Consider the following 12,651-nt stretch of genomic DNA (forward strand, 5'->3'; position numbering starts at 1 on the left):
GCAAGCGGCGGAAGTGGCGCCGGTTTCCGCGTTATCGCAGACCCGCGATCACCGTGTCGGCGTCACGGGTCAGCACCTGTCGTACGTCGGCCCTGGCCACCTTGGCGACCAGTGCCTTGAAGGCCTCCAGGTGGCGGACGGCCCTGGCCTTCTGTCCCTTGGCCGCCGCCTTTGCCGCCCTGGTCAGCTCCTGCGTGAGCTGCTGCTGCTCCTGCGGGGACAGCCAGCGCGTGGCGGTGAACCGGTCGACGAGCCGCTGCAGGTCGGCCAGGGAGGTGACCACGGTGAACTTCGCCGTCGAGGTCGTGACGTTTCCGGCGTTGTCGGAAGCGGTGACCGCGACGGTGTGCTGCGCCAGGTTCAGCGTGAACAGCGGCAGCACCGCGTCGTTGAGCAGCGTCGAGCCGTCGATCGTGCCGGACGAGCCGCGGACTCCCGAGGTGCTGTCCACGGCCTGCCAGGTGATGCGCAGGTCCTGTGCGTCGCCGTAGGTCTCGCCGTCGGCCACGCCGGCGACCATCAGGGTCGGCTTGCTGAGGTCGATCTTCAGCGTCGCCGCCTTGTCCTGCTCCCGCAGCCCTGCCTTGTCCACGGCCCGGTAGAGCAGCTCGTGCGCGCCCTCGCCGCTGACCACGACCGCTTCGGTGTAGGGCTTCCAGTCGCCGCCGTCGAGCGCGTACTCGATCCCGTCGACTCCCGAACCCGCGTCCGTGGAGGACAGGGTCACGGGTACGGCGGTGCCGTGCCAGCCGCCGTCGCCGGGCGGCGCGAACGCGGCGGTGGTCTGCGGCGCCGTGGTGTCGATCTGGACCGTCACCGACTTGGCCTCCTCCACGTTGCCCACGCCGTCGCGGGAGCGGTACTCCAGCTTGCGCTCCCCGTCGCCGCTGACCGGGAAGGGCGCCAGGTAGGCCGTCCACGGGCCGCCGTCGATGCGGTACTCCGTGGCCGCCACCTGCGAGGCGTCGTCGGTGGCGGCCAGGGTGACCTCGACCGGCCCGGTGTGCCAGCCGGGCGTGACGCCGGAGACCGTGGTGACCGGCGGGGTCTTGTCGGTGTTGTGGGCGGTGAACCTGAACTGCTGGTTGGTGGCGTTGACGCAGGTCCACTGGATGATCGGGGCGTCGTCGGCCTGGGAGACCCACTTGACGTCCAGGCAGAGCCCGCTCACACCGGAGGTGACCTTCCAGGCATCGCCGGCCTTGTTGGCGTAGAACCGCTGGTTCTTCTGGTCGGCCGCGGTGTCAGGGTGGCACGTCCACTGCACCAGCTGGACCTCCAGCTGCGTGGAGCCGCCCGGCACGTCCAGGCACTTGCCGCTGGCCTCGTTCTTCAGCTGGAAGCCGCCGCTCGCGATCGGCATGACCGTCCAGCGCTGCTCGGCGCCGCCGGTCGCGGACTTCTGCACGATCTTGGAGTCGTCGAGCAGCGACAACGGGGCGACGTTCTTGCCGCTGTGCTGTGCGGTGACCGTGTAGGTGCCGGACTCCAGCTCCTCACCGGGTACGGCGTCGCCGCCGAGTTGCATGGCGTCCACGTCGAAGGCGTTGTTGCCGCTGTTCTTGAACACCATGTAGACGGTCTTGCTCGCCACGCCCTGGTTGACGGGGACCGCCGGTGTCATCCGGTAGTTGTTCCAGCCGCCGGTCGCGGGAACCGGGGTGGTGGCCAGCAGCGTGCCGGTGGGCGAATCGGCGTGCAGCTCGATCTGGCCACCGCCGTTCGGGCTGGACAGGCGGTAGGAGACCGCGGTGATCCCGCCCAGGGTCATCGGTGTGAAGGCGATCCAGTCGTTGTTGCTGATGTCACCGATCCGCTTGCCGCTCTCCGCGCCACCCTCGTCGATCACCCGGATGCCGGACTGGGCGGTGAAGTACTCGGCCTGCTTGCGGTGCGGCTGCAGGACGGCCTTGCCGTACCCGGTGAGCGGGACCTCGCCGGAGTCGGTGTAGTGGGCGTTGATGACGTAGTACAGGTTGGCACCGGCGGGGTGCCCGCCCAGGTCGCCGGTGTTGAGCGTGCCCTCGCAGCCGGGAATCTGGGTGGTCTCGTGCTCGTGGTCGTCGTGACCGAGCGCGGGTGCGACGATCACCTTGGTGCAGTCGACCGTGCCGCCGTCGGGGTCGGTGACCTTGATCTTGTACGGCACGTCCTGGCCGAACTCGATCGGCGTGCCGTTCAGCGGGGTCTCGATCGTCACGACCGGCCGCGAGTTGCCCGAGACGATCTCGATGTTGGCGTAGCCCTCCTTGCCCGTGGAGTCCTTCACCTTGAGCTGGGCGGTGTACTTGCCCTTGGCGTAGGTGTGCGAAGGCTTGGCCTCCGTGGAGTCGAAGGTGCCGTCGCCGTCGAAGTCCCACTCGAAGGTGATCGGGTCACCGTCGGGGTCGAAGCTGCCGGTCGCGTCGAACTGCACAGCCAGCGGCGCCGGGCCGTCGGTGGCGCTGGCGACCGCCTTGGCGACCGGCGAGCGCGCGCCGGCGGAGTAGTCGATCCGGTAGAGGCCGGAGTCGTTGTTGCCGCCGCCGAAGGAGGTGCCCCACTCCAGCAGGTAGAGCGAGCCGTCCGGGCCGAAGGTCATGTCCATCGGCTTGAGGAAGGTGCCGAGGAACGAGTTGATCTTCAGGACACCCGTCGAGTCGTCGTTGGGGTGGATCTCCTTGACGTAGTGGCGGGCCCACTCGTAGAAGAAGTTCACCCCGTCGAAGTAGGCGGGGAACTTGGCCGGGGACGGGTTGTCGGCGTCGTAGCGGTAGACCGGGCCGCTCATCGGCGCCGATCCCCCCGAGCCGAGTTCGGGGAAGGCCGGCGAGGTGCCGTAGCCGTACCACATGACCGGCTTCTGGATCGGCTTCAGCTCGCTCAGGCCGGTGTTGTTGGGCGACTCGTTGACCGGATTGTCACAGTTGAACTTGGGGCCGACGACCTTGGTGTCAGGGTTGTAGGGCGCGTAGGCCTGGTTGTCGCCGTGGCAGAACGGCCAGCCGTAGTTGCCCGCCGTCTTGATGATGTCGTACTCCACCAGCCCTTCGGGCCCGCGGTCGGTGGTCGGCCCGCCGCGGTCGGGGCCATAGTCGGCCACGTGCAGCCAGCCGCTCTTCTGGTCGACGGTGAAGCGGAAGGGGTTGCGGAAACCCATCGCGAAGATCTCGGGCCTGGTCCTGGCCGTGCCCGGCGGGTAGAGGTTGCCCTCGGGAACGTCGTAGCCGCCGTCCGCCTTGGGCTTGATGCGAAGGATCTTGCCGCGCAGGTCGTTGGTGTTGCCGGAGGTGCGCGCCGCGTCCAGCATCTCCTTGCCCGGACGCCAGTCGAGCGGCGCGTAGCCCTGCCAGTCGGGGGACAGGTTCGGCGGGGTGTCGTCGCCGGTGCTGAGGTAGAGCGTGCCGTCGGGGCCGAACTCGACCGCGCCGCCGGTGTGGCCGGGCTCGGGGAACGTGCGGTCGCGGTAGGCGGGCACCTCGAGGATCTTCTTCTCGCTGGCCAGGTCGATGGTGTCGCCGGTCACCGTGAAGCGGGACAGGCGGTTGACGTCCTGGGCGCTGTCAGCCGGAGACCAGTAGAGGTAGATCCAGTTGTTCTCGGCGAAGTCCGGGTCCAGCTCCATGCCGACCAGGCCGTCCTCGCCGCCGGTGTAGACGCTGAGCTGGGCGGCGGTGACCGTGCCGTGCGTGTCGGGCTTGTAGATCTTCACGGCGCCCTGGCGCTGGATGTAGAAGACCCGCCCGTCCTTGGCGACGTCCAGCTCCATCGGGTCGGCCGTGTTGTCGTCCAGCGTGATCTTCTCGAAGCTGCTGGTCACGGTCCCGCCGCAGTCGCCGGGCTCGGCTCCGGCGGCCCAGGCGATGCCGCCGCGCACGTGTTCCTGGAACAGCGGTTCGGCGTAGGCGGCCGCGTCGTGTCCCATCGCCGTCGCCCACACCCTGCCGCCCTCGGCCTTGCGGCACCAGGAGATCGGGTGGTCGGCGCCCATCGCGTTGGGGCCGGGGTTGTAGGTGGTCTCGTCCGCGGTGACCAGCACGTGGACCTTGCCGCGGTTGTTGGGCGCGAAGTTGTACCACTCCTCTGGGCGCTGCCAGATCCTCGGCAGGTTCTTGGTGGACGGGTGCACCCGGTCCGCCACCTTGGCCGTGCCCTGGAGCACGCCGGGCGAGTGCCCCGGCATGTGGGAGCCGCCGTTGACCAGCTCGTCCCACCACGGGAACTGGTTCTCGATCTCCATGTCGAGGGCGTTGTGGACGGCTACCACGCCCTTGCCGGAGCGGACGAAGCGCTGCAGCGAAGCCTTCTGCTCCTCGGCCGTCCACACCATGCCCGAGGTGTTGAGCATGATCAGCACGTCGAACTCGGCGAGCTTGGCGTCGTTGAAGACGGCCGGGTCGTCGGTCTGCTCGACGGCGAAGTGGTGTGCGGCGGCCAGGTCCTTGACCATCTGAATGCCGGCCGGGATCGAGCCGTGGACGTAGCCGGCTGCCTTGGTGAACAGCAGGGCCTTGAAGAGGTCGTGGGTGGCGGCGGCCGGAGCCGGATTGATCGGTAAGAGCAGCAGCAGAGGGAGAAAAAGGGCAGCAAGAACTCGACGCATGGCGAATGCACTCCCGCGAGAGGGTCAGAGCGTGCGGAGGAAGGCGAGCCCGTCGGCTGCCAGGGAGTCCTGGCTCGGGGCGAGCGGCCGCCAGACGGAGGCGGCGGTGGCGATGGTCTGGTTGTGAGCGGTGAACGACTCGATGACGAGCGGGCCCTGGTAGCCGGCGTCGGCCAGGGCCCGGGTGAACGCGGGCCAGTCGAAGCGGTCCTGTCCTGGCGTGCCGCGGTCCGTGCCGCATGCCTGCACGTGCGCGATGCGCTGTCCGGCCAGGCGTACGGCCGCAGCCGGGTCCTTCTCTTCGATGTTCATGTGGTAGGTGTCCAGGGCCAGCCCGGCTTCCTCGGGCAGCGCCTCCAGTGCCTGCTCAACGGTGTTGATCAAGCTGGTCTCGTAGCGGTTGAGGGGTTCGACGGCCAGCCGTACCCCTCGCTCCCCCGCGTAGCCGAGCACGGGCTCGAGGTTCTCCCGCAGTTCGGCGTAGGCGTCCGCACGCTCCTGCGGCGACATGCGCCAGGTGCGGCCCACCGAGGAGTAGGCCGGTCCCCCGATCACCGGCGAGCCCAGGGTCACCGCGACGTCCACGCAGTGACGCAGGTAGTCCTGGGTCTCCTTGATCGTGTCGGCCGCGACCAGTTCCCGGCCCGGCGGCATCACCAGGACGACCGAGGCCTTGAGGCCCAGCTCGGCCAGCAGGTCCCGGGCGCGGGCGGGGTCCCAGTCGCCAGGCTGCTCGACGGGCAGCTCGATGACGTCGAAACCCCAGCCCGCGACGCGTGGCGCCAGTCGTGCGAGATCGTCGTCCGTGAGGGGCGAGACCCAGACCCAGGTGTTGACGCCGATCGGCATCACTTCTTGCCGCCCCAGCTCTCGGGGAAGCCGGGCAGGGACTCGCAGCCGCACAGCGCGTAGTGCAGGGGCGGCATGTTCGGCTGGAGGTACTTGCCGAGGTTCTCCGAGGTGATCTTGGGCTGGGGCAGCTTCCAGGCCTTCGGCACCTCCTCGCCCTTGAGGATCTTCAGCGCCGCGATGACCGGGGTGCGCCACTGGTAGGTCGGGTAGGTGGGGGCCACGGCGGTCAGGTTGTTCTGCTTCCACTTCTGCAGGAAGTCCTGCTGGTCCTCGCCGACGATGGGCGGCACGGGCAGCCCGGCGTCCTCGAAGGCCTCGATCGCGGCGACGGCGGTGGCGCCGGCGTCCATCCACACGCCGTCGATCTTGCCGTGGCGTTGGATGTAGTCGCTGACGATGCTCTTGGTCTTGGCGGCGTCACCGTCGGTGAACTCGACGCCGACGACCTGGAGCTTGCTGTTGTCGAAGGTGACCTTCGCCGCCGACCAGCGGGTCTCCAGCACGTCCACGCCGGGCAGGATGCGCAGCGCCAGCACCTTGCCGCCCGCCGGCACCTGCTCGACCAGGAACTCGGCTCCGTCGGCGCCGAAGGCGTAGCCGCCGATCGGGTTGATGAAGCTGACCGGGCAGTCGGTCTCGACTCCGCGGTCGAAGACGATCACCGGCACCTTCTCGCATGCGGCCTTGACGGCCGGGGTGAGCGTGGCGGTGGTGTTCGGCGAGACGATCAGGGCATCGCATCCCTTGCCGGTCAGCTCGGCGATGTCGGAGATCTGCTTGTCGTCCTTGCCCTCGGCGTCGAGGGCGGTGAACTTGGCGATCTCCTTGTGCAGGCCGACCTCGGCCTGCATGTTCTTCCAGCCGACCTGGCGCCATGGGTTGTTGACCGCGGCATTCGAGAAGCAAAGATGGATACTTCCGGACTTCTTGTACTTTGACGTGCCCACCATCTGGGGGTCGATCGCCTGTTCCCACGGCTTGTCCGCCGGCCCCTGGGCCGTCTTGGTGCGCATCGCGAGCTGCGCGTCGTAGTCGGCCTGGACGAAGAACTTCGACTGCTCGCCCGTCCCGGTGGCCGGGGCCTGGGTGGCCGACGCCTGCGACGCGCCCGGGTTCTGGCTCTGCGTCGCGGTCGTGGTGGGCTTGTCGCTGGTGCATCCCGAGGCGACCAGCGTGGCCGCGGCGGCCACGATGACAATCGGCGTGCTACGACGCATGGGCGTCTCCTTTTCGGGGGGTGATGAACAACCGAGGCAGCTGTACGGCTCCCGCTGCCACCGCGGCGACAATGATCACGCCCTGCACGGTGTACTCCAGCGCACCGGAGATCCCGTACAGGTTGAGCAGGGTGAACATCGCCTCGAGCGTGAGTGCGCCGCCCATCGCGGCGACGACGGATCCCCTGCCACCGCCGAGCGCGACGCCGCCGAGGACGACGGCCGTGATCGCGGAGAACTCCAGTCCCTGGCCGACCTGCGCGGACACGCCGGCGAAGCCGCCGAGCATGATTCCCGCGATCGCGGCCGCCAGGCCGGAGATGACGAAGGCGAGGATCCTGGCCCGGGCGACCCGGACCCCCGACAGGGCGGCGGCTCGCTCGTTGTCGCCGGTGGCGATCAGCGTCCTGCCGTACGTCGCTCTGGTGAGCAGCACCGCGGCGGCCCCCACCGCCAGCGTGATCAGCACGGCCCAGAGCGTGTCGCGGCCGAAGACGCGGAACGACTGGGAGAGCGCCCCGCGTGGCGCGCCGCCCGTCCACAGGAAGACCGCGCCCGACAGGATGAGCATCATGCCCAGCGTGGTGATGAACGAGGGCACCCTGAGCAGTGCCGTCACAACGCCGTTGACCAGCCCGACCAGCAGGCCGAGGGCGATCAGCAGGGCCAGTACGGGCCAGGTCGCCGCCTCGTTCCCGTCGATCAGGCGGGCCGCGACGACCACCTCGACCGTCACCAGCGAACCCACCGAGAGGTCGAACTCGCCCGAGACGATCACGAAGTACTGCCCGGCGGCCAGTATCACCAGCGGTGCGGCGCGCTTGACGAAAGCCAGGAATCCCGCCGGTTCCAGGATGAACGGATTGGCCACCGCGATCGCCGCCAGCAGCAGCGCCAAGACCACGAAAATGGCATATTTCATGACTTCCTCCTCCTGACGTAGATCACCACGGCCGCAACGATGACCACGCCGCGGACCACGTCCTTGAAGAAGGAGTCGACCTCGAGCAGGTTGAAGAGGCTGTCCAGGACGGCCAGCAGCAGCACGCCGCCCACCGTCCCGCCTACACCGCCCTTGCCACCGGCCAGCGCCGTGCCGCCCAGGACCACCGCCGCGATCGACTCCAGGTCGTAGCCGCCGTCCGTACCGACCGTGGGCGCGCCCGCGCCCAACCTGCTGGCCAGCAGGAGGCCGGCGATGCCCGCGCAGAGTGAGCAGAGCACGTGGGTGACGATCACCACCCGATCGGTGCGCACGCCGGACAGCCGGGCGACCTCCACGTCGCCGCCGACGGCGTAGACCTGGTAGCCCATCCGGGTGCGCGTCAGGACGAACCAGCACGCCAGGGCGACGCAGGCCCAGAGCATGGCCGAGACGGGGATCGGGCCGATGCGGTCGTAGCCGAGGTGCTGGAACGAGTCGGGCACCCGGCCCGCCGGCCCGTCGTAGAGGTGGTCGAGCACGCCCTTGATGACCAGCGTCATGCCCAGGGTGGCGATGAACGCGTGCACCTTCAGCTTGGTGATCACCACTCCGTTGACCAGGCCCACCACCGCGCTGACAGCCAGGGCGGCGGCGATCCCGCCGGCCACGTCGCCGGTCTGCATGATCTCCGCGGCGACCAGCGAGGTGAGGCTGATCAGCACCGCGACCGACAGGTCGAGGGAGCCGGCCAGGATCGCCAGGGTCTGGCCGACCGCCACGATCCCCAGCGCCGCCGAGCGTTGCTGGATGCCGACCACCGTCTCGAGGGTGAGGAACTCGCCGCCTCCGACGATCGCGCCGATGGCCACGACGGCCAGCAGAGCGAGGAAGACGACCTGAGCCGGACGGAATCCGAGGGATAACCGCCCCCCGACCTTCTCACTCATGCGGCCTCCTCCGCTGCGGCCAGATGCATGATTGCCTCCTCCGACGAGCCGGCGGGCAGTTCGCCGACCAGGCGCCCCTCGCGCAGGACCAGGATCCGGTCGCTCATGCCGATCAGCTCCGGCAGCTCGGAGGAGATCATGAGGACGGCCATGCCTTCCCGCGCCAGCTCGCGGACGAGCTCATGGATCGCGGCCTTGGCGCCGACGTCCACGCCTCGGGTGGGCTCGTCGAAGATCAGTACCTTGGGCGAGACGGTCATCCACTTGGCCAGGACGACCTTCTGCTGGTTGCCGCCTGACAGGTAGCGGACCTCCCGGTCCGGATCGGGCGGCGCGAGCCGTACCCGATCGAGCAGCTCGCGCACCCGCGCGGCCGCTCCGCGGCGGACGGCCCGGGCCACCAGCAGCGCGTTGTCGCCGACCGACTGGCGTAGCGCAAGCCCCTCCGCCTTGCGGTCCTCGGTCACCAACCCGATCCCGGCGGCGATGGCCTCGCGGACCGATCGCGGGCGGAGGGGGGTCATCTCGCCGTGGGTGAACGGCTCCGCGCCGAAGACGGCCTTGGCCAGCTCGGTACGCCCCGAGCCCTGCAGTCCTGCCACGCCGGTGATCTCGCCGGCGCGCAGTTCCAGGTCGATGTCGCGTAACTTGGCGTTGCCGCAGCCCCTGATGCTGAGCAGGACCTCACCCGTCTCCTCCGGGCCGGCCCTGGGCGGGTAGTAATGGCTGAGCTCGCGGCCGACCATCAGGCTGACCAGCTCGCCCTGGGTGACCTCGGCGGTCGCCCTGGTGGCCACGCGCACGCCGTCCTTCAGCACGGTGACCTGCTGCGACAGGTCGAAGATCTCGCGCATGCGGTGCGAGATGTAGAGGATGGCCACGCCTCGTTCGCGCAGGCGGCGCACGAGGTCGTAGAGGAGCTCCACCTCGTGTTCGGCCAGCGAGGCCGTGGGCTCGTCCATCACGATGATGCGCGCGTCGACGGAGAGCGCCTTGACGATCTCGACCACCTGCTGCTGGGCGACGCTCAGCCGGCCGACCAGGTCGCGCGCGCCGAAGGAGCTCTCTCCCAGCTCCAGCAACAGCCGGGAGGTCTCGCGCTCCATGGCGGCGCGGTCCACCAGGCCGCGCCGCAGCGGCTCCCGTCCGAGAAAGACGTTCTCCGCCACGCTGCGTTCGGGCAGCAGGGTCAGCTCCTGGTAGATGATCGCCACTCCGGCCCGCTGGGCGTCCAGGGGGTGACGGAAGGTCACCGGGGAGCCGGCGATCGAGATCGTTCCTGAGTCCGGGGCGTGCACCCCGGCGAGGATCTTCATCAGCGTCGACTTGCCGGCGCCGTTCTCCCCGACCACCGCGTGCACCTCGCCCGCCTGAGCGTCGAGGTCTACGTCGGATAAGACGCGGACGCCCAGGAAACTCTTGCCGATCCTTCGCATGCTGAGCACCGCGACCTCCAGAGATACGTCGATGGTCGACATAACTTGGCGCTGGCAGGAATCGTAAGATCGATATATAACGACGGTCAAGCAAAAGTTGTGATACAACCGCAAATAGTCGGACAGGAGGGGATTCGAGGCGTTGGAAGGCACGGGAGAGCTGTTAGCCATACTCAGGGACGGCCAGGCGCGGACGAAGGCCGATCTGGTCCAGCTCACCGGGCTGGCCAGGTCGACGATCTCCCAGCGGCTCGACGCCCTCCTGAGCAACCGCTGGATCGTCCCCCACGAGGAGGCCATCGCCTCCGGAGGTCGCCCGGCCACGGCCTTCTCCTTCAATCGGGCCGCCCGCGTCGTGCTGACCGCCGACCTCGGCGCGACGCACGACCGGCTGGCGGTCACCGACCTCGGCACCGAGATCCTCGCTGAACGGACCGCGGACGTGCCGATCGACCGCGGGCCCGAGACGACGCTGAGCTGGCTCGTCAGCAGCTTCACCGAGCTGCTCGCCGAGGCGGGCTACACGCTGGCCGACGTCTGCGGCGTCGGCGTCGGTCTGCCCGGCCCGGTCGAGCACGCCTCCGGACGCCCGATCAACCCGCCGATCATGCCCGGCTGGGACGGCTTCGCCGTGCCGGAATGGCTCGGCGAACGGCTCGGCGTGCCGGTCCTGGTCGACAACGACGTCAACATCATGGCCCTCGGCGAGCACTGGGCCGCGCACCCGCAGACCGACCACCTGATCTTCGTCAAGATCGGGACCGGCATCGGCTGCGGCATCATCTCCGACCGCCGTCTGCACCGCGGCGCCCAGGGCGCCGCCGGCGACATCGGCCACATCCAGGTGGCCGGCGGCGAGCAGGTGCTGTGCCGGTGCGGCAACACGGGCTGCCTGGAGGCCATCGCCGGCGGCGCGGCCCTGGCAGCCCAGCTCGAGGACGCCGTGACCAGCCGCGAGGTGGTGAACCTGCTGCGGGCGGGCAACCTGCGCGCCGTCCAGCTGGTACGGCAGGCGGGACGCGAAATCGGCACGGTGCTCGCCTCGATGGTCAATTTCTTCAACCCCGCGACCATCGTCATCGGCGGCACGCTGGCCGAGGCGGGCGAGCACGTCCTGGCCGGCGTGCGCGAGGTCGTCTACAGCCGCTCGCTCCCGCTGGCCACCGAGCACCTGCGCATCCAGGCCAGCGAGCTGGGCGACCGGGCAGGCATGATCGGCGCCGCCGTGATGGTGGTCGAACACGTGCTGGCGTCGGTGGATTGACCCAACAAGCTTCTGATCCGGTGATGACCATGAGAGAGGGTGACCGGAATGCGGACAGGAGTCTGGCTTGTCGGAGCTCGGGGATCTGTGGCCACCGCGACCGTGATCGGCGCCGCGGCGCTGCGCGCCCGATTAGCGGCCTCCGTGGGCTGCGTGACCGAGCTGCCCGACCTCGCGGGAGCACGCCTCCCGGAGGTCGCCGACCTGATTTTCGGCGGACACGACGTGACCGGGATCCCGCTGGCCAAGCGGGCCGAGCAACTGGCCAGGGGCGGTGCCGTACCTGAGCACATCCTCCGCCAGGTGGGCGCGGCGCTGGCCGCCGCCGAGGCCGAGATCCGGCACGGCTACCAGGGCGGAGACCCGCGGGAGGCCGCGGAACGGCTGCACGGCGACATCGCGGACTTCCAGCGGCGGCACGGCCTGGAACGGGTGGTCGTCATCAACGTCGCCTCCACACGGGCCCGCTCCGAACCCCGTCCGGCCACCCGCGACCTGGCCCTGCTCGAGCAGAACCTGCACGTTCTCGACTCCAGCTCCCTCTACGCCTACGCCGCCCTGGGCGGCGGCTTCGGCTACGTCGACTTCACCCCTTCCACCGGCGGGCGGCTGCCCGCCTTGCAGGAGCTGGCTGCCGCCCGCTCCGCCCCATACGCGGGCAGCGACGCCAAGACCGGCGAGACGCTGGTCAAGTCGGTGCTCGCGCCGATGTTCGCCCAGCGGGCGCTGCGGGTGCGCTCCTGGTCGGGCACCAACCTGCTGGGCGGCGGCGACGGGCGGACCCTGGCCGATCCGCTCGCAGCCGGCAGCAAGCTGTCCTCCAAGGGCAGGCTGACCACGAGGTGCTCGGCTATCACGTGGACGGCGACATCCACATCGACTACGTCCCCGACCTGGGCGACTGGAAGACCGCCTGGGACCACATCGCCTTCGAGGGGTTCCTCGGCGTGGGGATGACGTTGCAGTTCACCTGGCAAGGCTGCGACTCCACGCTGGCCGCGCCGCTCGTGCTCGACCTGGCCAGGTTCGTGGCCGCAGCGCAGGCCGCCGGGATCTCCGGTCCGGTCCCCGAGCTGGGCTTCTTCTTCACGGACCCGGTGGACAGCACCGAGCATGCCCTCTCTCGGCAGTACGACACGCTGCTCGCCTGGGCGAGGGCGCTGTGAAGCCGGGCCGCTTACAGGCCTTCGTGGAGCTGGTCCGCGCCCCGGCCGCGCTGTCGGTGCCCGGCGACCTCCTGGCCGGAGCCGCGGCGGCGGGCAGGCCGGTCGACCCGGGTCTGGTCGCCGGGTCCGCCTGCCTCTACTGGGCGGGCATGGCGCTCAACGACTATGCCGACCGGGACGTGGACGCGCGGGAGCGGCCGGAGCGGCCGATCCCGTCCGGCCGCGTCTCTCCGGGGCTCGCGCTGGCGGCAGGAGCCGGGCT

At 69.7% G+C, this 12,651-nt stretch carries 9 protein-coding genes and 1 pseudogene; 4 read left to right on the forward strand and 6 right to left on the reverse strand.

Annotated features, from left to right (window positions below; translation table 11 throughout):
- Positions 1-31: 31 nt before the first annotated feature.
- Genes DQW85_RS41605 through DQW85_RS41630 form a run of 6 tightly spaced genes read right to left on the reverse strand, consistent with a single transcriptional unit; the run spans position 32 to position 10,001 of the window.
- A complete protein-coding gene (locus tag DQW85_RS41605; RefSeq protein WP_113705234.1) occupies positions 32-4,582 on the reverse strand; it encodes a ThuA domain-containing protein in 4,551 nt (1,516 codons plus the stop codon).
- Between the two features lie 24 nt (positions 4,583-4,606).
- The gene (locus DQW85_RS41610; RefSeq protein WP_113705235.1) at positions 4,607-5,434 is read right to left on the reverse strand and encodes a sugar phosphate isomerase/epimerase family protein; all 828 of its coding nucleotides are present in this window, start codon (positions 5,432-5,434) and stop codon (positions 4,607-4,609) included.
- A complete protein-coding gene (locus tag DQW85_RS41615; RefSeq protein ID WP_205315809.1) occupies positions 5,431-6,651 on the reverse strand; it encodes an ABC transporter substrate-binding protein in 1,221 nt (406 codons plus the stop codon). Before DQW85_RS41615 ends, DQW85_RS41610 begins: the two co-directional genes overlap by 4 nt.
- Positions 6,641-7,573: an ABC transporter permease gene (locus DQW85_RS41620; protein ID WP_113705236.1), complete on the reverse strand. Its 933-nt coding sequence runs from the start codon at positions 7,571-7,573 to the stop codon at positions 6,641-6,643. The genes DQW85_RS41615 and DQW85_RS41620 overlap by 11 nt, the downstream gene beginning before the upstream one ends.
- Complete coding sequence (locus tag DQW85_RS41625) at positions 7,570-8,523, reverse strand: ABC transporter permease (RefSeq protein ID WP_113705237.1); 954 nt, start codon at positions 8,521-8,523, stop codon at positions 7,570-7,572. Before DQW85_RS41625 ends, DQW85_RS41620 begins: the two co-directional genes overlap by 4 nt.
- Positions 8,520-10,001: a sugar ABC transporter ATP-binding protein gene (locus DQW85_RS41630; protein ID WP_205315810.1), complete on the reverse strand. Its 1,482-nt coding sequence runs from the start codon at positions 9,999-10,001 to the stop codon at positions 8,520-8,522. The genes DQW85_RS41625 and DQW85_RS41630 overlap by 4 nt, the downstream gene beginning before the upstream one ends.
- 100 nt (positions 10,002-10,101) lie before the next feature.
- On the opposite strand from DQW85_RS41630, the gene DQW85_RS41635 reads away from it, so the two are divergent.
- The 4 genes and pseudogenes from DQW85_RS41635 to DQW85_RS41645 all read left to right on the forward strand — a co-directional run.
- Complete coding sequence (locus DQW85_RS41635) at positions 10,102-11,223, forward strand: ROK family protein (RefSeq protein WP_113705238.1); 1,122 nt, start codon at positions 10,102-10,104, stop codon at positions 11,221-11,223.
- A gap of 48 nt (positions 11,224-11,271) precedes the next feature.
- Positions 11,272-12,152 (forward strand): annotated as a pseudogene (locus tag DQW85_RS41640) (inositol-3-phosphate synthase); the annotation flags it as partial.
- Positions 12,153-12,176: 24 nt separating this feature from the next.
- The gene (locus DQW85_RS47980; protein ID WP_338043455.1) at positions 12,177-12,389 is read left to right on the forward strand and encodes an inositol-3-phosphate synthase; all 213 of its coding nucleotides are present in this window, start codon (positions 12,177-12,179) and stop codon (positions 12,387-12,389) included.
- The coding region (locus DQW85_RS41645; RefSeq protein WP_162795796.1) for a UbiA family prenyltransferase at positions 12,386-12,651 on the forward strand (266 nt) is incomplete at its 3' end. The genes DQW85_RS47980 and DQW85_RS41645, both read left to right, overlap by 4 nt.

Origin of the sequence: Nonomuraea lactucae (assembly GCF_003313395.1) — a bacterium.
Lineage (GTDB): Bacteria > Actinomycetota > Actinomycetes > Streptosporangiales > Streptosporangiaceae > Nonomuraea > Nonomuraea lactucae.

Coding starts and splice junctions, on each gene's coding strand:
- DQW85_RS41605 (WP_113705234.1), bottom strand. CDS start 4,582: ATGCGTCGAGTTCTTGCTGCCCTTTTTCTCCCTCTGCTGCTGCTCTTA.
- DQW85_RS41615 (WP_205315809.1), bottom strand. CDS start 6,651: ATGCGTCGTAGCACGCCGATTGTCATCGTGGCCGCCGCGGCCACGCTG.
- DQW85_RS41620 (WP_113705236.1), bottom strand. CDS start 7,573: ATGAAATATGCCATTTTCGTGGTCTTGGCGCTGCTGCTGGCGGCGATC.
- DQW85_RS41625 (WP_113705237.1), bottom strand. CDS start 8,523: ATGAGTGAGAAGGTCGGGGGGCGGTTATCCCTCGGATTCCGTCCGGCT.
- DQW85_RS41630 (WP_205315810.1), bottom strand. CDS start 10,001: ATGTCGACCATCGACGTATCTCTGGAGGTCGCGGTGCTCAGCATGCGA.
- DQW85_RS47980 (WP_338043455.1), top strand. CDS start 12,177: ATGACGTTGCAGTTCACCTGGCAAGGCTGCGACTCCACGCTGGCCGCG.